Origin of the sequence: Janibacter terrae NBRC 107853 (assembly GCF_001591405.1) — a bacterium.
Classification (GTDB): domain Bacteria; phylum Actinomycetota; class Actinomycetes; order Actinomycetales; family Dermatophilaceae; genus Janibacter; species Janibacter terrae.
Window position 1 is genome coordinate 242839 of sequence record NZ_BCUV01000007.1, and the last position, 19459, is coordinate 262297.

The following is a 19459-nucleotide window of genomic DNA, read 5'->3' on the forward strand; positions in this document are numbered from 1 at the left end:
GGACCCGGGCGACGCTCCTTGGATGCCATCCACGACCCCCGCACTCGGGCGTGTCGTCGATGGTGCTCTTCCCTGCACTCCCCACCACGGTCCGGATGGACCGCGCCCGGGCGCCCGGCAAGAGGGCGGAGGCGGTCGTCACCGACCGCTCCCGGCGCGCTTCACGGCACAGCCGTGCCACGCACGCTGATCAACGATACCGGCGGGTCCCGAGCGCCACAAATCCGATCCGGCCGCGCCCCGTCGCGGGATGTCAGCCGAGACGGTCGAAGGCGGGCGCGTAGCGGAAGTCGCCGGCCATCTGCGGCCGCCAGGCGCGCAGCGTCAGCGCCTGGAAGTACTGCTCCCCCCACGGCCCCGGGGACCCGATGCCGTGCCCGGCGGCCGGGACGAAACCGAAGAAGCCGTAGTACCCCGGGTCCCCCAGGAGCACGATGACCGGGACCGCGATCCGCTCGGCGCTGGCGACGACGGCCATGACGAGCGCGGCGCCGATCCCCTGCCCCTGCAGGTCGGGACGGACCGAGAGGGGCCCCAGCGCGACGGAGGGTGACCCACCCAGCGCGGCCCGACTGCACACGATGTGCCCGACCACCCCGCCGTCCAGCTCGGCGACGAAGGTCAGCTCGTCGAGGACCGAGCCGTCGGCGCGCAGGCCGCGCAGCAGCTCGCGCTCGATGGTCTCCCTTCGTCCGTGCGGGATGCCGAAGGCCGCGTCGTGGAGGAGCTCCGTCGGGAGGGCGTCGGCCGGGGTCTCCCGGCGGATCACCAGGTCGTCGCGCATCAGTACCGGTCCGTGATCCAGTGGCTGTTGCCGCTGACGAAGGCGCCGACGTAGACCGCGGCGACCAGGAGGAGCACGACCGTCACGATCGTCGCGTCGCTGCGTGAGCGGCGGGTGAAGGTGACGACGGCGGCGCCGGCCAGGGCGAGGCCGAGCAGCTTGCTCACTCCCCCGGGCTTGACCAGGAGCACGAGGGCGCCCACCACGAGCACGGCCCCCAGACCCCAGCGGGCCGCGGTGGCGCGCACCGACATCGGGTGGCGGCGGTCGGGTTCGGTCATGCGCTCATCCTCCCCCACGGCACTGCGGGCAGCACGAAGGGGGCCGGTCACCTCGACGGTGACCGGCCCCCTTCGTGCAGCGGCTGGGATCAGCCCTTCGCGGCGGCCTTGAGGGCGCTGCCGGCGGTGAGCTTGGCGGCGTAGCCACCGGGGATCGTCATCTCGGCACCGGTCTGCGGGTTGCGACCCTTGCGCTCGGCGCGCTCGACGCGCTCGAGGCTGAAGAAGCCGGGGACGGTGACCTTCTCGCCCTTGCCGACGGACTCGGACAGGACCGCCTGGAGGGCGGTGATGACCTCGGACGCCGCGGAGGCGGACACGCCCGCCTTCTCGGCGACGGCGCTGGCGAGCTCAGACTTGTTCATGTGGATCTCCATCCTTGAAGTTCGTGAATCGAACAGAGACCAATCAACCACGAAAACGCGGGCCTCGTCGACTTGCCCTACGGCGTGTTTCCCTTGATTTTCCGCCAGATCCGGGCATCGCAGCCCCACCCGTCCCGCCAGCCCCACGACGAAGGGGGTCCCACCGCGACCGCGGTGGGACCCCCTTCGTGGGAGGTGCGTCGACTCAGACGTCCAGGTCGAGGTCGTCGAGGCGGATCGCCTCGCCCGAACCGGGACCGAAGACCGGGTAGGCGTACTCGTCGTAGCTGGGCAGCGAGTACATCGCCGCCTTGGCCTCCTCGGTGGGCTCGACGTCCACGTTGCGGTAGCGGGGCAGGCCCGTACCGGCGGGGATGAGCTTGCCGAGGATGACGTTCTCCTTCAGACCCAGCAGCGGGTCGGAGCGACCCTCCATCGCGGCCTCGGTGAGGACGCGGGTCGTCTCCTGGAAGGAGGCGGCGGAGAGCCAGGAGTCCGTGGCCAGCGAGGCCTTGGTGATCCCCATGAGCTCCGGACGACCCGAGGCCGGGCGCCCGCCCTCGGAGACGACGCGACGATTCTCGGTCTCGAAGCGACCCCGCTCGGCGAGCATGCCCGGGAGCAGACCGGTGTCCCCCGACTCGAGGATCGTGATCCGGCGCAGCATCTGCCGGACGATGACCTCGATGTGCTTGTCGTGGATCGACACACCCTGCTGGCGGTAGACGTTCTGCACCTCGTCGACCAGGTGCTTCTGCGCCTGGCGCGGGCCCAGGATGCGCAGGACCTGCTTCGGGTCGATGGCGCCCTGGACGAGCTGGGTGCCGACCTCGACGCGCTGACCGTCCTCGATGAGCAGGCGCGAACGCTTGCTCACGGGGTAGGCGTGCTCCTCGCCGTCGCGGTCCGCGACGAGCAGGAGACGACGGCCCTTGTCGGTCTCCTCGATCGTGACCTTGCCGTCGGCCTCGGCGATCGGGGCCACACCCTTGGGGGTGCGCGCCTCGAAGAGCTCGACGACACGCGGCAGACCCTGCGTGATGTCGTCACCTGCCACACCACCGGTGTGGAAGGTCCGCATGGTCAGCTGGGTGCCGGGCTCACCGATCGACTGGGCCGCGATGATGCCGACGGCCTCGCCGATGTCGACGAGCTGGCCGGTGGCCAGGCTGCGGCCGTAGCACTTGGCGCACGTACCGACCTTCGACTCGCAGGTGAGGACCGAGCGGATCTTGACCTCGTCGACACCCGCCTTGTAGAGGCGGTCGATGACGACGTCACCGAGGTCGGACCCGGCCGGCGCCAGGACCTGGCCCTCGTGCTCCACGTCACTGGCGACGCAGCGCGCGTAGACGGTGAACTCGACGTCGTCGTGGAGGCGACGGGTGCCGGTGAGCTCGTCGAACTGCGCGATCGGCATCGTCAGGCCGCGCTCGGTCCCGCAGTCGTCCTCGCGGACGATGACGTCCTGGGAGACGTCGACGAGACGACGGGTGAGGTACCCGGAGTCGGCGGTACGAAGGGCGGTGTCGGCCAGTCCCTTGCGCGCACCGTGCGTCGAGATGAAGAACTCGACGACGGACAGACCCTCACGGAAGTTCGTGCGGATCGGGCGCGGGATGATCTCGCCCTTCGGGTTGGCCATGAGGCCGCGCATACCGGCGATCTGACGCAGCTGGAACCAGTTACCACGGGCACCCGAGGAGACCATCCGGTAGATCGGGTTGTCCTTCGGGAAGTTCTCCTGCATCTCTGCGGAGACCTCGTTGGTGGCCTGGGTCCAGATCTCGATCTGCTCCTGGCGACGCTCGTCGTCGGTGATCAGACCGCGCTCGTACTGCTTCTGGACCTTGGTCGCCTTCTCCTCGTAGGCCGCGAGGATCTCGGGCTTGCGCGGCGGCGTGACGACGTCGGACAGCGCGACCGTGGTGCCCGAGCGGGAGGCCCAGTGGAAGCCGGCCTCCTTGAGGGCGTCCAGGGAGGCCGCGACCTGCACCTTGGTGTAGCGCTCGGCGAGGTCGTTGACGATCGTCGACAGGCGCTTGCGGTCCACCGGCTCGTTGACGAAGGGGTAGTCCTCCGGCAGCGTCCCGTTGAACAGGGCGCGGCCGAGGGTGGTCTCCGCGGTCCAGCTGGTGACGCGACCCTGCTCGTCGGTCTCGGCGCCCTCGGGGAGCTGACCGGCCGTGGGGACGATGTCGTGCAGGCGGACCCGGATCGGCGTGCCGATCTTGATCGCCCCGGCGTCGTAGGCCATGCGGGCCTCGGCCGTCGAGGAGAAGGCGCGAGGGTGCTCGGTCTCCAGGTCCACCTCGGAGGTGAGGTGGAAGAGCCCGATGATCATGTCCTGGGTCGGCATCGTGACGGGTCGACCGTCGGCCGGCTTGAGGATGTTGTTGCTCGAGAGCATCAGGATCCGGGCCTCGGCCTGCGCCTCGGCGCTCAGCGGGAGGTGGACGGCCATCTGGTCACCGTCGAAGTCCGCGTTGAAGGCGGTGCAGACGAGCGGGTGGATCTGGATGGCCTTGCCCTCGATGAGCTGCGGCTCGAAGGCCTGGATGCCCAGACGGTGCAGCGTGGGCGCGCGGTTGAGCAGGACCGGGTGCTCGGTGATGACCTCTTCGAGGACGTCCCAGACCACGGAACGGTGCCGCTCGACCATGCGCTTGGCCGACTTGATGTTCTGGGCGTGGTCGAGGTCCACGAGCCGCTTCATGACGAAGGGCTTGAAGAGCTCGAGCGCCATGGCCTTCGGCAGACCGCACTGGTGCAGCTTCAGCTGCGGGCCGACGACGATGACCGAACGGCCGGAGTAGTCGACGCGCTTGCCGAGGAGGTTCTGACGGAAGCGACCCTGCTTGCCCTTGAGCATGTCGGACAGGGACTTCAGCGGCCGGTTGCCCGGGCCGGTGACCGCGCGACCACGACGACCGTTGTCGAAGAGGTTGTCGACGGCCTCCTGCAGCATCCGCTTCTCGTTGTTGACGATGATCTCGGGCGCACCGAGGTCGAGCAGGCGCTTGAGGCGGTTGTTGCGGTTGATGACCCGGCGGTACAGGTCGTTCAGGTCGGACGTGGCGAACCGGCCACCGTCGAGCTGGACCATCGGGCGCAGGTCCGGGGGGATGACCGGGACGGCATCCAGGACCATGCCCGCGGGCTTGTTGTCGGTGGTGAGGAAGGCGGTGACGACCTTGAGGCGCTTGAGCGCACGGGTCTTCTTCTGCCCCTTGCCGGTGGCGATGATCTCGCGCAGCTTGTCGGACTCGGCCTCGAGGTCGAAGGTCTCCAGACGCTTCTGGATCGCCGCGGCACCCATGCCGCCCTCGAAGTACAGACCGAAGCGGTCGCGCATCTCGCGGTAGAGGACCTCGTCGCCCTCGAGGTCCTGGACCTTGAGGTTCTTGAACCGTTCCCAGACCTGGGAGAGGCGCTCGACCTGCTGGTCGGCACGCTTGCGGATCTGGTTCATCTCGCGCTCGGCGGAGTCGCGGACCTTGCGCTTGGCGTCGGACTTGGCGCCCTCGGCCTCGAGCTCGGCGATGTCCTTCTCGAGCTTCTGCGCGCGGGTCTCGACGTCCGCGTCGCGGCGGTTCTCGAGCTCCTTCTTCTCGGCCTCGATCTGGGCCTCGAGCGAGGGCAGGTCGGTGTGTCGCTGGTCCACGTCGACGCTCGTGATCATGTAGGCCGCGAAGTAGATGACCTTCTCGAGGTCCTTCGGGGCCAGGTCGAGCAGGTACCCCAGGCGCGAGGGGACGCCCTTGAAGTACCAGATGTGGGTGACGGGGGCGGCGAGCTCGATGTGGCCCATCCGCTCACGACGCACGCCGGCGCGAGTGACCTCGACGCCGCAGCGCTCGCAGATGATGCCCTTGAAGCGGACCCGCTTGTACTTGCCGCAGGAGCACTCCCAGTCCCGCGTCGGACCGAAGATCCGCTCGCAGAAGAGGCCCTCCTTCTCAGGCTTGAGGGTGCGGTAGTTGATGGTCTCGGGCTTCTTGACCTCGCCGTGGCTCCAGTTACGGATGTCCTCCGCGGAGGCCAGACCGATGCGCAGCTCGTCGAAGAAGTTGACGTCCAGCACTTCGTGCTTCCTTCTCTCGTTGTCGAGGATGACTCGATAAGTTCTGTGGCCCTGGGTCACCGTGAGGGTGACCGTGCGGGCTGTCGAGGGGGTCCGGGGGGTCCATGGCCCGCTGGGCCGTGGACCCCCCGGAGGGTCAGACCTCCTCGACGCTGCTCGGCTCGCGCCGGGACAGGTCGATGCCGAGCTCCTCGGCCGCGCGGAAGACGTCGTCCTCGTTGTCGCGCATCTCGATGGTGCCGCCCTCAGAGTTGAGGACCTCCACGTTGAGGCAGAGGCTCTGCATCTCCTTGATGAGCACCTTGAAGGACTCCGGGATACCGGGTTCCGGGATGTTGTCGCCCTTGACGATGGCCTCGTAGACCTTGACGCGACCGGTGACGTCGTCGGACTTGATCGTCAGCAGCTCCTGGAGCGCGTAGGAGGCGCCGTAGGCCTCGAGGGCCCACACCTCCATCTCGCCGAAGCGCTGGCCGCCGAACTGGGCCTTACCACCGAGCGGCTGCTGGGTGATCATCGAGTACGGCCCCGTGCTGCGCGCGTGGATCTTGTCGTCCACGAGGTGGTGCAGCTTGAGGATGTACATGTACCCGACGGAGGTCGGGGCCGGGTAGGGGTCGCCGGTGCGGCCGTCGAAGAGCTGCGCCTTGCCGCTGCTGTCGATCAAGCGAACACCGTCGCGGGTCGGGGTCGTCGAGTCGAGCAGACCGGCGATCTCCTCCTCGCGGGCACCGTCGAAGACGGGGCTGGCGACACGCGTGTCGGCCGGGGCCTGGCGCGCGTCCTCGGGGATCATCTGGGCCCACTCGGGCGAGCCCTCGATGTCCCAGCCGCGGCTGGCGGCCCACCCGAGGTGCAGCTCCATGATCTGCCCGATGTTCATGCGACCGGGGACACCGAGCGGGTTGAGCACGACGTCGACCGGCGTGCCGTCCTCGAGGAAGGGCATGTCCTCGACCGGGAGGATCTTGGAGATGACGCCCTTGTTGCCGTGGCGGCCGGCGAGCTTGTCACCGTCGGTGATCTTGCGCTTGTTGGCCACGTAGACGCGGACGAGCTGGTTGACGCCCGGGGGCAGCTCGTCGCCCTCGTCCTTGTCGAAGACCTTGACCGCGATGACCGTGCCGGTCTCGCCGTGCGGGACCTTCATCGACGTGTCGCGGACCTCACGGGCCTTCTCGCCGAAGATGGCGCGCAGCAGGCGCTCTTCCGGGGTCAGCTCGGTCTCGCCCTTGGGCGTGACCTTGCCGACGAGCAGGTCGCCGTCGCGGACCTCGGCACCGATGCGGATGATGCCGCGCTCGTCCAGGTCGGCGAGGACGTCCTCGGAGACGTTGGGGATGTCCCGGGTGATCTCCTCCGGGCCGAGCTTGGTGTCACGGGCGTCGACCTCGTGCTCCTCGATGTGGATCGAGGAGAGGACGTCGTCCTGCACCAGACGCTGGCTGAGGATGATCGCGTCCTCGTAGTTGTAGCCCTCCCACGGCATGAAGGCGACGAGGAGGTTGCGGCCCAGGGCCATCTCCCCACCGTCGGTCGCCGGACCGTCGGCGATCAGCTGGCCGGCCTCGACGCGGTCACCCTCGGTGACCATGACGCGCTGGTTGTAGCTGTTGCCCTGGTTGGACCGGGAGAACTTCATCATCTTGTAGGTGTGCGAACCACCCTCGTCCTGCGTGACCGTCACGAGGTCCGCGGAGACCTCCGTGACGACGCCGGCCTTGAGCGCGCGGACCACGTCACCGGAGTCGAGCGCGGCGCGGTGCTCCATGCCGGTGCCCACGTAGGGGGCCTCGGACTGCACGAGCGGCACGGCCTGACGCTGCATGTTGGCACCCATGAGCGCGCGGTTGGCGTCGTCGTGCTCGAGGAAGGGGATCATCGCGGTGGCGGCGGAGACCATCTGCCGCGGCGAGACGTCCATGAAGTCGACGTCCTCGGCCGGGATCTGGTCGACCTCGCCACCCTTGGTGCGCGCGAGCACCCGCTCCTCGGCGAAGTTGCCGTCGTCGAGCAGCACCGCGTTGGCCTGCGCGACGACGACCTTGTCCTCCTCGTCCGCGGAGATGTAGACGATCTCGTCCGTGACGCGGCCGCCGACGACCTTGCGGTAGGGGGTCTCGATGAAGCCGAAGGCGTTGATCCGCCCGTAGCTGGCGAGCGAGCCGATCAGACCGATGTTGGGACCCTCAGGGGTCTCGATCGGGCACATGCGGCCGTAGTGCGACGGGTGGACGTCACGGACCTCCATCTGCGCGCGGTCACGGGAGATACCGCCCGGGCCCAGCGCGTTCAGGCGACGCTTGTGCGTCAGACCCGACAGCGGGTTGTTCTGGTCCATGAACTGCGACAGCTGGCTGGTGCCGAAGAACTCCTTGATGGAGGCGACGACCGGCCGGATGTTGATCAGGGTCTGCGGCGTGATGGCCTCGACGTCCTGCGTGGTCATGCGCTCGCGGACGACGCGCTCCATGCGGGAGAGACCGGTACGGACCTGGTTCTGGATCAGCTCCCCGACGCTGCGGACGCGACGGTTGCCGAAGTGGTCGATGTCGTCGGTCTCGACGGGGACCTCGATGGCCTCGCCGTCACGCGTGCCCGGCAGGGTCGCCTGGTCGGCGTGCAGCGCGACGAGGTACTTGAGCGTCGCGACGATGTCCTCGAGCGTGAGCACGGAGGAGCGCAGCTCGGCCTCGAGACCGAGCTTGCGGTTGACCTTGTAGCGACCGACCTTGGCCAGGTCGTAGCGCTTGGGGTTGAAGTACAGGTTGTCGAGCAGGTTCTGCGCGGCCTCACGGGTCGGCGGCTCGCCGGGGCGCAGCTTGCGGTAGATGTCGAGCAGCGCGGCGTCCTGGTCCTCGACCGTGTCCTTCTCGAGGGTGGCGCGCATGGACTCATAGTCACCGAACTCCTCGAGGATCTCGGCGGAGGTCATGCCGAGGGCCTTGAGCAGGACCGTGACGGACTGCTTGCGCTTGCGGTCGACGCGCACGCCGACCATGTCGCGCTTGTCGACCTCGAACTCGAGCCAGGCACCACGGCTCGGGATGATCTTGGACGAGTAGATGTCCTTGTCGGACGTCTTGTCGGCCGTGCGCTCGAAGTAGACGCCGGGGCTGCGCACGAGCTGCGAGACGACGACGCGCTCGGTGCCGTTGATGATGAAGGTGCCGCGCTCGGTCATGAGCGGGAAGTCGCCCATGAAGACCGTCTGGCTCTTGATCTCCCCGGTCTCGGCGTTCATGAACTCGGCGGTGACGAAGAGGGGCGCGGAGTAGGTCTGGTCGCGCTCCTTGCACTCGTCGACGGAGTACTTCGGCTCCTCGAAGCGGCTCTCCCGGAAGGAGAGGCTCATCGAGCCGGAGAAGTCCTCGATCGGGGAGATCTCCTCGAAGATCTCCTCCAGACCCGGGTGCTCCGGGACGTCACGACGGCCGGCGTCGAGGGCCTCCGCGACGCGCTCCTGCCACTTTTCGTTGCCGAGGAGCCAGTCAAAGCTCTCGGTCTGCAGTGCCAGGAGGTCGGGGACCTCGAGGGGCTCGCGGATCTTGGCGAAGGACAGACGGCCACTGGCCGTCCGTGCGGTGGACATCGGGGAAGCGGTGCGCGAGGCAGCCAAGGATGGATCCTTCCACGGGCCTTGAGAGTCGGGCGGCGCGCTCGGGCATCCTGTGCGCGCGTCCCGCCAGGGGCTCGACACACCTCAGCGGTGAGGGGATTGGAGCGACCCGACGACAGCACGACAGGAACAAGTCAGCGCAAAGCGACAGCATAGACGCATCAACACACGTGTGTCCAACCCGAGCGAGCCGACGGCGCGACGGTGGTCATCGGCCACACACCCGCGGTGGCGGGGCGACCGAATCATTCGACGCCATGAGGATGGACGACGAAGGGAGCGACGTCAAGACTCGTCCCGGCGGGTCGCGCAGCGCCGACCCGCGGCGCGCCGCGGACGAGGGCGGGGGGCACCCCCTTCGGCCTCGCCCTAGGGTGGGGCCCATGGAGCTCCGCGCCACTCGCCGACGTCGCCGGCGCCAGCACGTGCGGCGCGTCGTCCGACGGGCCGCGCTGGCCACCCTGGGCACCCAGGTCGCCACTGTCGCAGGCCTGCTCGTCTTCGACAGCGCCCGGCGCAAGGACCGCCCCGACCACGAGTTCCCCCACCGCCACGGTGACCCGGTGCCCGTCGACGGCGGTGAGGTGCGCATCTACACCTTCGGGGAGAACCTCTTCGAGGACATGCTGGCGGACATCGAGGCGGCGAGCACCCGTGTCCTCTTCGAGACCTACATCTGGAAGGACGACGCCGTCGGGCGCCGCTTCCGCCAGGCGCTGGTCGACGCCCACGCGCGGGGCGTCGAGGTCTACGTCGTCTTCGACGCCTTCGCCAACCTCGTCGTCCCACCAGCGTTCTACAGGGACCTGCCCGAGGGCATCCACGTCAAGCGCCACCCGCTCATGACCGGGGGCGCGAAGTTCTTCTTCCCCAGCCACTGGGGCCGCAACCACCGCAAGCTGCTCGTGGTCGACCGGACCGCCGCCTACGTCGGCGGCTACAACATCGGTCAGGACTACGCCAACCGCTGGCGCGACACGCACGCCCGCTTCTCGGGCGACATGGTCGTCGAGCTCGAGAACGCCTTCGTCGACTACTGGAACAACTACGACGGCAGGCCCCCGCTCCCCCAGCCGGCCCGCCGCACGTGGAGCCGGGAGATGCGGGTCCACCGCAACCTGCCGACCGACATGGTCTACCCGATCCGCAACATGTACCTCGAGGCGATCGACCGCGCCGACACGCGGGTCTGGCTCACGACCGCCTACCTCATCCCCGACGACGCCTTCGTCCGCAGCCTCGTGCAGGCGGCCGGGCGCGGGGTCGACGTGCGCGTGATCGTCCCGCACTTCAGCAACCACATCGTCGCCGACTGGCTGAGCCGGGTCACCTACGAGCGCCTGCTGCGGGGCGGGGTGCGGCTGCTGCGCTTCGAGAACGCGATGGTGCACGCCAAGACCGCGACCATCGACGGGATCTGGTCGACGATCGGCACCGCCAACATCGACCGGCTGAGCCTCGCCGGCAACTACGAGGTCAACATGGAGATCCTCGACGCCGACGTCGCCCGGCGGATGGAGGAGATCTTCGAGCTGGACTCGGGCAACTGCACCGAGCTCACGCTCGCCGAGTGGGTCCGCAGGCCGCTCATCGCCCGGGTCTCCGAGGGCGTCCTCTCCCCCTGGCGTCCGCTGCTGTAGGCGCCGGAGCAGCGCGAAGGGCGGGCCGCACCGTGAGGTGCGACCCGCCCTTCGCGCAGATCAGTGCCCGTCAGTGACGGGCCGAGATCACTTGAGCTCGACGGAGGCGCCGGCGCCCTCGAGGGCCTCCTTGGCCTTCTCGGCGGCATCCTTGTCGACCTTCTCCAGGACGGGCTTGGGGGCGCCGTCGACGAGGTCCTTGGCCTCCTTGAGGCCGAGGCTCGTGAGCGCGCGGACCTCCTTGATGACCTGGATCTTCTTGTCGCCGGCCGCGGTGAGGATGACGTCGAACTCGTCCTGCTCCTCGGCCTCGGCACCAGCGTCGCCACCGGCGGCGGCCGGGGCGGCACCCGCGACGGCGACCGGGGCGGCGGCGGTGACCTCGAAGGTCTCCTCGAACTGCTTCACGAACTCGGAGAGCTCGATGAGGGTCATCTCCTTGAAGGCCTCAAGGAGCTCGTCGGTGCTGAGCTTCGCCATGATGGGCGTCCTTTCTTGTCAAACGTCTGTGCCGTGAGTGGCGGGGATGTGCTGTGGCTCGAGGCGGATGCCTCAGGCCTCGTCGCCACCCTCGGGGGTGGTCTCGGTGGAGGCGTCGGCCGCAGCCGGCTCCTCGGTGTCCGCAGCAGCGTCGGTCGAGACCGGACCCTGCTCCTCCACCTTCGCGCGCAGCGCGTCGACGACCCGAGCGGTCTGCGACAGCGGCGCGTTGAAGAGGTATGCGGCCTGGGTGAGCTTGGCCTTCATGGCCCCAGCAAGCTTGCCCAGGAGAACCTCGCGCGACTCAAGCTTCGCGAGCTTCTCGATGTCCTCCGGCGTGAGCGGGTTCCCGTCGAGGAGCCCACCCTTGATCACCAGGAGGGGGTTGTCCTTGGCGAAGTCACGCAGGCCCTTGGCCGCCTCGACGGGGTCACCCTCGACGAAGACGATCGCGTTCGGGCCGACGAGCTGACCCTCGAAGGCGGACTCGACGCCCGCCTCCTTGGCAGCGCGCTCGGCCAGCGTGTTCTTCACCACGGAGTAGGTGGCGTTGCCACGGAGGTTGTTGCGCAGCTCGGCGAGCTGGGCCACGGTCAGACCGCGGTACTCCGTGAGAACCGCCGCGCTCGAGGTGCGGAGCTTGTCCGCCATCTCGGCGATGGCGGCGTTCTTCTCGGCAGTCGCCATGCGGGCCTCCCTTCTCGTGTGGTGCCGTCGGGGCCCGGAACGAGAAAAGGAGCCCCGGCGCAGGCACGGGACTCCACGCACACCGAGGTGTGCAGCAATCGGGTGGCCTGCGTGGGTCGCCCGCTCTCGCGGAACCTTCAGCCACCCAGAGGGCGGCAACCGACGGTCAATGGTCGTGGATCAGCGTACGGCAGGGCGGGGCACCGGCCAAATCGACGACGAAGGGGGCCGCCCCCCTGTCGGGAAGCGGCCCCCTTCGCTCTCGCCGGGGCAGTGGATCACTCGCCGGCGGGAACCTCGTCGGCGGCCACCGGGGCGGCCTCCTCGAGCAGGTTCTTGGTCCGCGAGCTGTCGATCAGGATGCCCGGGCCCATGGTCGTGCTGAGCACGGCCTTGGTGATGTAGCGGCCCTTGGAGGCGGAGGGCTTGAGGCGCAGGATCTCCTCGAGCGCGCTCTGGTAGTTCTCCACCAGCTTGGTCTCGTCGAAGCTCGCCTTGCCGATGATGAAGTGCAGGTTGGCGTGCTTGTCGTTGCGGAACTCGATCTTGCCGCCCTTGATGTCGGTCACGGCCTTGGCCGTGTCCATCGTGACGGTGCCGGTCTTCGGGTTCGGCATGAGGCCGCGGGGACCGAGGACCTTGCCGAGACGACCGACCTTGCCCATGAGGTCCGGGGTGGCGACGACGGCGTCGAAGTCCATCCAGCCGCCCTGGACCTTCTCGAGCATGTCGTCGGACCCGACGTAGTCGGCGCCGGCCTCGCGGGCGGCGTCGGCCTTGTCACCGTTGGCGAAGACGAGGACGCGGGCGGTCTTGCCCGTGCCGTGCGGCAGGTTGACCGTGCCGCGGACCATCTGGTCGGCCTTGCGCGGGTCGATGCCGAGACGGAAGACGACCTCGACGGTCTCGTCGTAGGACGTCTTGGCGCTCTCCTTGGCGAGGCGGACCGCCTCGAGAGGGCCGTAGGCGACGTCGCGGTCGATCTTCTCGGCCGCGGCGCGGTAGCTCTTGCTGCGCTTCATGTGCTGCTCCTTGGATGGTGGTGGAGGTGTGGTCCGGGCCAGCGCTGGCCCTCCCACGGGGTCGGGCGTCAGACGCCCGGGGTCTCGATGCCCATCTGACGGGCGGTGCCGGCGATGATCTTCATCGCGGCGTCGATGTCGTTGGCGTTGAGGTCGGGCATCTTGGTCTCGGCGATCTCGCGGACCTGGTCGGCGGTCAGGGAGGCGACCTTGACCTTGTGCGGCTCGCCCGAGGCCTTCTTGACGCCCGCGGCCTTCTTGATCAGCTCGGCGGCCGGCGGCGTCTTCGTGATGAAGGTGAAGGAGCGGTCTTCGTAGACCGTGATCTCGACCGGCACGACGTTGCCGCGCATGTCCGCCGTGGCGTCGTTGTACGCCTTGACGAACTCCATGATGTTGACGCCGTGCTGACCGAGGGCCGGGCCGACGGGCGGGGCCGGGGTGGCGGCACCCGCCTGGATCTGCAGCTTGATGTAGCCGGAGACCTTCTTCTTGGGAGGCATGCGGTGTTCCTGCTTTCGTGTTGTGGGCCCACGCCGTGGGCGATGACCCGGTTGCACGACGTACGGGAGCAGGTCGCTCCCGCACGTCCCTTACAGCTTGGCGACCTGGTGGAAGCCGAGCTCGACCGGGGTCTCCCGGCCGAAGATGGAGACGAGGACCTTGAGCTTCTGGCTCTCCGGGAGGATCTCGGAGATCGTCGCGGGCATGGTCTCGAAGGGGCCGTCCATGACGGTGACCGACTCGCCGATCTCGAAGTCGACGTCCACCGCGGTGGCGGGGGTGAGCCCGTCGTGGGAGGGGGCGCCGCCCGCGCTGGGCGCGGCGGGCTTGTCGAGGTCGGCGGGCTTGATCATGGTGAAGACCTCGTCGAGGCTCAGCGGCACGGGGTCGTGCGCGTTGCCGACGAAGCCGGTGACGCCCGGGGTGTGCCGGACGGCGCCCCAGGACTCGTCCGTCAGGTCCATGCGCACGAGGACGTAGCCGGGCATGCGCGGCTGCTTGCGCACCTTCTTCTGGCCGGACTTGATCTCGGTGACCTCGTCGATCGTGACGGCCACCTCGAAGATGTAGTCCTCCATGTCGAGGTTGGCGACACGCGTCTCGAGGTTGTGCTTCACACGGTTCTCGTAGCCCGCATAGGTGTGGATGACGTACCAGTCACCGAACTTCGAGGCGAGGTCGTCCTTGAAGGCCTGCACGGGGTCGGCGGCCTCCTCGGGGAGCACGTCACCGTCCTCGTCGACGCCGGCGGTGTCGTGCTCAGCGGTGCCTGCCTCGGCTCCGTCGTCCTCAACCTCCTCGGAGGCGGCCTCCTCGGAGGCGGCCTCCTCGGAGGCGGCCTCCTCGAGGGCCTCGTCGGCGGCGCGGGCGTCGTCGACGTCCTGGGCCGAAGGGAGGTCGGCCGGCGGCTGGGCAGCGCGCTCGGCCTGCTCGGCGGCGACGATGCTCGAGGTGCCCTCGGTCTCGGTCTCCTGGGGCTCGGGGGTCCCGGCCTGCTCGGACATGACCTGTTTCCTCACTTCACACTTCGATCGACGGCGCGGTGGTGCGCCCGGACTGCGGCATCTGCGGCGGCGTCAGCCGCCGAACACCCAGAGCACGACCCGCGTGAACACCGCGTCCAGACCGGACACGATGAGCATCATGATCGCGACGAAGACGATGACGACGAGCGTGTAGTTGATCAGCTCGGACCGGGTCGGCCGGACGACCTTGCGCAGCTCGTCGAGGACCTGGGCCAGGAAGAGGCCGATCGATCCGAAGAAGCGGGAGATGGGATTGCCACCCTTCGGGTCGCGCCGCGCCTTGGTCGGCTGCGCTCCGAGCTGGCTCACATCGTCTCTTCTCGTCCGGGTTCACACATGGCTGCGCAACGGGTGTCGTGCAACGCAGGGCAGGAGGGACTCGAACCCCCAACCGCCGGTTTTGGAGACCGGTGCTCTACCAATTGAGCCACTGCCCTTCGGGGGACCGCGGTGGGGCCGGTCTCCCGGGTCGACTCCCCCTTCGTCTCGACGCATACGGGCACGCCGGAGAGTCTGGTCGAAGTCAACCGAGGGGCCACTCTACGTCACGCAGGGCGCACACCGCGAACCGAGCACACGCCGGGGCGACCTCCCTTCGCCACGCGCGCGCGAGGTGGAACACTGGGCGCGTGACCGAGCAGAGCAGCCGCCCCCTGTCCGACCTCTCCGCCGAGGAGCTCAACGCCCTCGCGACGACCCAGCGCGCGGCGCACGCCGCCCAGGCCGCCAAGGGCACCAAGCTCGACGTCACCCGCGGCAAGCCGAGCGCCGCGCAGCTCGACCTCGCCGACCCGATGCTCTCCCTCCCCTCGGCGACCACGGACCGGGCGGGCACCGACGTGCGCAACTACGGCGGGCTCGCGGGCCTGACCGAGCTGCGGGAGATCTTCGCCGAGCTGCTGTGGGTCGAGACCGACCAGATCGTCGCCGGCGGCAACTCGTCGCTGACGATGATGCGCGATGTGCTCGTCGACCTGCTCCTCTTCGGGGCGATCGACTCCCCGCGCCCGTGGGCCCGGGAGGAGGAGATCACCTTCATCTGCCCGGTGCCCGGGTACGACCGCCACTTCGCCCTCCTCGAGGACCTCGGCATCAAGATGGTCACCGTCCCGATGCGCGAGGACGGCCCGGACGCGGACGAGGTCGCCCGGCTGGCGGCGTCCGACCCCTCGATCAAGGGCATGTGGGTCGTCCCGACCTACTCCAACCCGACCGGCGCGGTCGTGAGCCAGGAGGTCGCCAGCCGCCTGGCCGGCATGGAGACCGCCGCGCCCGACTTCAAGATCTTCTGGGACAACGCGTACGCGGTCCACCACCTCACGCAGGAGGAGGTCAAGAGCGCCGACATCATCACCCTGTGCTCCGGCGCCGGGCACCCGCACCGCGCGGTGATGTTCGCCTCCACCTCCAAGATCACCTGGGCAGGCGCGGGCGTCGCCTTCCTCGCCTCGTCCGTCGAGCAGGTCCGCTGGTACCTCGAGCACCTCGGCAAGGGCTCGATCGGCCCGGACAAGGTCAACCAGCTGCGCCACGTCGAGTTCTTCGGCGACGCAGAGGGCGTGCGAGCCCACATGCGCAAGCACGCCGAGATCATCGGCCCCAAGTTCGCGGAGGTCGACCGGGTGCTCTCCGAGCGCCTCGGTGGCCTCGGGGTGGCCACCTGGAACACCCCGACCGGGGGGTACTTCGTCAACCTCGACGTGCTCCCCGGCACCGCCTCCCGGGTCGTCGCCCTGGCCAAGGAGGCCGGCCTGTCCCTCACGCCGGCCGGAGCCTCCTTCCCCCACGGCGAGGACCCCGAGGACACCAACATCCGCCTGGCTCCGACGATGCCGCCCATGTCGGAGCTCACCGAGGCCATGGAGACGGTCGCGACCTGCGTCCTGATCGCGGCGGCGGAGCAGCTGGGCGCAACGAAGGAGTGACCATGTCAGAGCGCGAGGACCTCGACACCGACCTCACGAGCTACAGCCTCGACGACGAAGACCAGCTGCAGCCCGAGGACAGCCTCATGGGCACCGGCTCCGGGGACGAGGACGCGCTCGACGTGGGCTACTCCCCTCCCGACTCGGCGCGCGGCTCCTACGCGCACGGGGTGACCGCCGCGGAGCAGGCCGTCGACGAGACGATCGACGAGCGGCTGAAGCAGGAGGAGCCCGATCCCTTCGCCGCGGTGACCGATGACGACCGTCGACGCGGAGCCGACCGCGTCGGCGGTGACGACCCGGACGCGATCGCCGCCGAGGACGACTGGCTCGGCGACCAGGAGGTCGGCGACGCCCGCGCCGGTCGGCTGGTGAGCCCGGACGAGGGCAGCCACGAGGACACCGACGACCAGGCCTGGGGCCGGGACGTCGGCGTGGACGGCGGCGCGGCCTCCGCCGAGGAGGCCGCGGTGCACATCATCGACGGTGACGGGCCCCGCGACTGAGCACCTCCGGCCGCGACCTCCGCGCCCTGCCCAAGGCGCACCTCCACCTGCACTTCACCGGTTCGATGCGGGTCGAGACCGTCCGTGACATGGCGGTGGGCCACGGCATGCGGCTGCCGGACTCCCTTCGCTCGCAGTACCCGCCGCACCTGTCCGCGGCGGACGAGCGCGGGTGGTTCCGCTTCCAGCGCCTGTACGACGCGGCGCGCCACTGCGTGCGCGGCGAGGCGGACATGCGGCGGATCGTGCGTGAGGCAGCGCTCGACGACGGGGCCGAGGGCTCGCGCTGGCTGGAGATCCAGGTCGACCCCACGTCCTACGCCCCCTTCGTCGGGGGCATCACCCCGGCGATGGAGATCGTTCTCGACGAGGCGCGCTCCGTGAACACGACGGCCGACGCGACCGGGTCGGCCCGTGTCGGCGTGCTCATGGCGGCCAGCCGCATCCGCCATCCGCTCGAGGCCCGCACGCTCGCCCGTCTCGCGGCGCAGTACGCGGGGCGCGGGCCGGAGGGCGTCCTCGGGTTCGGCCTGTCCAACGACGAGCGAAGGGGGGACACGCTCGACTTCGCCCCGGCGTTCCGCATCGCCGACCGCGCCGGGCTGGCCCTGGTGCCGCACTCGGGCGAGCTGCTCGGCCCGGAGTCGATCGCGCAGACGCTGGAGTCGCTGCGCCCCGACCGCCTCGGCCACGGGATCCGCAGCACCGAGGACCCCCGGGTCCTCGAGGCCGTCGTCGCGGCGGGCGTGGCGCTCGAGGTCTGCCCCGGGTCCAATGTCTCGCTCGGCGTCTACCGCGAGCACGAGGACGTGCCGCTGCGCGCGCTCGTCGACGCGGGCGCGACCATCGCCCTGGGGGCCGACGACCCCCTCCTCTTCGACTCGCGCCTGTTGGCGCAGTACGAGACCGCGCGCCGGGTGCACGGGCTCGACGACGCGGAGCTCGCCGACCTCGCCCGCGGCTCCTTCCGGGCGAGCCGGGCGCCGCGAGAGGTCGTCGACCGTGCCCTCGACGACATCGACGCCTGGCTGGCCGCCTAGAGCTCGTGGCCGACGAAGACCGGCTCGTTGACGAGGGTGACGCCGAAGGCCTCGCGCACCCCGTCGCGCACCTCGCGGGCGAGGGCGGCGACATCGGCCGCGGTGGCCTCGCCACGGTTGGTGATCGCCAGCGTGTGCTTGGTCGAGAGCGCGGCCGGGCCGGGCATGCCGTGCCCCTTGCCGAACCCCGCCCGGTCGATGAGCCACGCGGCGCTCGTCTTGGCCCGCCCCTCCCCCGCAGGGAAGACGGGCGGCACCGGCCCGTCCGGGCCGAGACGCTGCGCGGCGCGCGCGCGGAGCTGGTCCATCTGCGCGCTCGGCAGGATCGGGTTGGTGAAGAAGGAGCCGCAGCTCCACGTGTCGTGGTCGGACGCGTCGAGGACCATGCCGCGGTTGCCGCGCTGGACGAGGACCGCGTCGCGGGCCGCGGCCAGCGGGACCCGCTCACCCTGCTCGACGCCGAGCTGGCGGGCGAGGTCCGCGTAGGCCACGGGGGCGGACAGCCCGCCGAGGCCGAGACGGAAGGTCACCTCGAGGACGACGAAGCGGCTCGTGGCCTTGAAGACGGAATGGCGGTAGGTGAACGCGCACTCGGCGGCGCTGAAGGTCTGGCGGCGCTGCTCGTCGCGGTCCCAGACGAGCACGTTCGTGATCGTCTGGGCGACCTCCTGGCCGTAGGCGCCGACGTTCTGCACCGGGGTCGCCCCGGTCAGGCCGGGGATGCCGGAGAGCGCCTCGATGCCGGACCAGCCCTCGGCGACGGCGCGGGCGACGACCTCGTCCCAGACCTCGCCGGCGGCGACGGTCACGTCGACGTGCGCGTCGTCGACGGGGACGACCTCGATCCCGCGGCTGGCGATGCGCACGACGGTGCCTGCGAAACCCGTGTCGGCGATGACGAGGTTGGACCCGCCGGACAGGAGCAGGAGAGCCGTCCCCGCGTCGTCGGCGGCGCGGACGGCCTCGACGACCTCGTCGCTCGTCGTGGCGGTGACCAGCATGTCGGCCGGCCCGCCGACGTGCATGGTCGTGAGCGGCGCCAGCGGGGCGCCGTGCTCCGTCACCGGCATCAGTCGAGCTGGACGACGGCGCGGCAGCGGCCGAGCACCTTGTCGCCGCGGCACGTGACGGTCAGCTCGACCGTCGCCCGACGCGCGTCGGCGTCGAGCGAGCGGACAACGCCCGTGACGTCGAGGCTGGTGCCCTCGCCGTGCGGGACGACGACCGGCTTGGTGAAGCGGGTGCCGTAGTCGACGACGCGGCCGGCGTCCCCGACCCAGTCGGTGACGACCTGGACGGCCGCGCCCATCGTCCACATGCCGTGGGCGATGACGTCGGGCAGGCCGACGGCCTGCGCGGTCCGCTCGTCCCAGTGGATGACGTTGCGGTCGCCGGAGGCCCCCGCGTAGTGCACGAGCTGGGCCCGGGTCACGGGCAGGGTGCGGGAGGGGAGGGACTCCCCTTCGCTCACGTCGTCGAAGCGGCGCACGCCCATGC

The 19459-nt window shown here is 69.8% G+C and carries 17 protein-coding genes and 1 tRNA gene; 4 read left to right on the forward strand and 14 right to left on the reverse strand.

Features of this window, described 5'->3' with window-relative positions:
* Window positions 1-253: 253 nt before the first annotated feature.
* The 5 genes from JT1_RS10710 to rpoB all read right to left on the reverse strand — a co-directional run bounded on the left by JT1_RS10710 (window position 254) and on the right by rpoB (window position 9133).
* Window positions 254-784 carry a GNAT family N-acetyltransferase gene (locus JT1_RS10710; protein ID WP_068326077.1) on the reverse strand — a complete coding sequence of 177 codons (531 nt, stop codon included), beginning with the start codon at window positions 782-784 and terminating at the stop codon, window positions 254-256.
* A complete protein-coding gene (locus tag JT1_RS10715) occupies window positions 784-1065 on the reverse strand; it encodes a hypothetical protein (protein ID WP_068326080.1) in 282 nt (93 codons plus the stop codon). Before JT1_RS10715 ends, JT1_RS10710 begins: the two co-directional genes overlap by 1 nt.
* 89 nt (window positions 1066-1154) lie before the next feature.
* Window positions 1155-1430, reverse strand: a complete 276-nt coding sequence (locus JT1_RS10720; protein ID WP_169701955.1) for an HU family DNA-binding protein — start codon at window positions 1428-1430, stop codon at window positions 1155-1157.
* Between the two features lie 205 nt (window positions 1431-1635).
* Window positions 1636-5514, reverse strand: a complete 3879-nt coding sequence (locus JT1_RS10725; protein WP_068326083.1) for a DNA-directed RNA polymerase subunit beta' — start codon at window positions 5512-5514, stop codon at window positions 1636-1638.
* A 136-nt stretch (window positions 5515-5650) separates the two neighbouring features.
* Window positions 5651-9133, reverse strand: a complete 3483-nt coding sequence (rpoB, locus tag JT1_RS10730; protein ID WP_068326084.1) for a DNA-directed RNA polymerase subunit beta — start codon at window positions 9131-9133, stop codon at window positions 5651-5653.
* A 257-nt stretch (window positions 9134-9390) separates the two neighbouring features.
* Here rpoB and JT1_RS10735 point away from each other — a divergent pair, with 257 nt between their 5' ends.
* Window positions 9391-10773 (forward strand): phospholipase D-like domain-containing protein, encoded by a 1383-nt coding sequence (locus JT1_RS10735; protein ID WP_255218310.1) that lies wholly within the window; start codon window positions 9391-9393, stop codon window positions 10771-10773.
* An 87-nt stretch (window positions 10774-10860) separates the two neighbouring features.
* On the opposite strand, the gene rplL is transcribed toward JT1_RS10735, so the two are convergent.
* The 7 genes from rplL to JT1_RS10770 form a co-directional block, all read right to left on the reverse strand.
* Window positions 10861-11253 (reverse strand): 50S ribosomal protein L7/L12, encoded by a 393-nt coding sequence (gene rplL / locus JT1_RS10740; RefSeq protein WP_068326090.1) that lies wholly within the window; start codon window positions 11251-11253, stop codon window positions 10861-10863.
* A gap of 72 nt (window positions 11254-11325) precedes the next feature.
* On the reverse strand, window positions 11326-11940 hold the full coding sequence (rplJ, locus tag JT1_RS10745) for a 50S ribosomal protein L10 (protein ID WP_068326097.1): 615 nt from the start codon (window positions 11938-11940) through the stop codon (window positions 11326-11328).
* A gap of 278 nt (window positions 11941-12218) precedes the next feature.
* On the reverse strand, window positions 12219-12962 hold the full coding sequence (rplA, locus tag JT1_RS10750) for a 50S ribosomal protein L1 (protein WP_068326100.1): 744 nt from the start codon (window positions 12960-12962) through the stop codon (window positions 12219-12221).
* A gap of 68 nt (window positions 12963-13030) precedes the next feature.
* Window positions 13031-13465: a 50S ribosomal protein L11 gene (gene rplK / locus JT1_RS10755; RefSeq protein ID WP_068326103.1), complete on the reverse strand. Its 435-nt coding sequence runs from the start codon at window positions 13463-13465 to the stop codon at window positions 13031-13033.
* 90 nt (window positions 13466-13555) lie between these two features.
* Window positions 13556-14470 carry a transcription termination/antitermination protein NusG gene (nusG, locus tag JT1_RS10760; RefSeq protein WP_068326105.1) on the reverse strand — a complete coding sequence of 305 codons (915 nt, stop codon included), beginning with the start codon at window positions 14468-14470 and terminating at the stop codon, window positions 13556-13558.
* Between the two features lie 72 nt (window positions 14471-14542).
* On the reverse strand, window positions 14543-14800 hold the full coding sequence (gene secE, locus JT1_RS10765; protein ID WP_068326108.1) for a preprotein translocase subunit SecE: 258 nt from the start codon (window positions 14798-14800) through the stop codon (window positions 14543-14545).
* 55 nt (window positions 14801-14855) lie between these two features.
* Window positions 14856-14928: transfer RNA gene (locus tag JT1_RS10770), tRNA-Trp, on the reverse strand.
* Between the two features lie 192 nt (window positions 14929-15120).
* Between JT1_RS10770 and JT1_RS10775 the strand changes: the two genes are divergently transcribed.
* From JT1_RS10775 to JT1_RS10785, 3 genes are read left to right on the forward strand one after another with little or no spacing between them, the layout of a single operon-like run.
* Window positions 15121-16416, forward strand: a complete 1296-nt coding sequence (locus JT1_RS10775; protein ID WP_068326111.1) for an aspartate aminotransferase type Ic — start codon at window positions 15121-15123, stop codon at window positions 16414-16416.
* 2 nt (window positions 16417-16418) lie between these two features.
* On the forward strand, window positions 16419-16922 hold the full coding sequence (locus JT1_RS10780; protein WP_068326113.1) for a DUF5709 domain-containing protein: 504 nt from the start codon (window positions 16419-16421) through the stop codon (window positions 16920-16922).
* Window positions 16919-17962 carry an adenosine deaminase gene (locus JT1_RS10785; RefSeq protein WP_068326115.1) on the forward strand — a complete coding sequence of 348 codons (1044 nt, stop codon included), beginning with the start codon at window positions 16919-16921 and terminating at the stop codon, window positions 17960-17962. The genes JT1_RS10780 and JT1_RS10785 overlap by 4 nt, the downstream gene beginning before the upstream one ends.
* Here JT1_RS10785 and JT1_RS10790 read toward each other — a convergent pair.
* Both JT1_RS10790 and JT1_RS10795 read right to left on the reverse strand, forming a co-directional pair.
* Window positions 17959-19032: a UDP-N-acetylmuramate dehydrogenase gene (locus JT1_RS10790; protein ID WP_068326117.1), complete on the reverse strand. Its 1074-nt coding sequence runs from the start codon at window positions 19030-19032 to the stop codon at window positions 17959-17961. The genes JT1_RS10785 and JT1_RS10790 overlap by 4 nt on opposite strands.
* Window positions 19032-19457 (reverse strand): MaoC family dehydratase, encoded by a 426-nt coding sequence (locus JT1_RS10795; RefSeq protein ID WP_068326119.1) that lies wholly within the window; start codon window positions 19455-19457, stop codon window positions 19032-19034. Before JT1_RS10795 ends, JT1_RS10790 begins: the two co-directional genes overlap by 1 nt.
* Window positions 19458-19459: the final 2 nt, after the last annotated feature.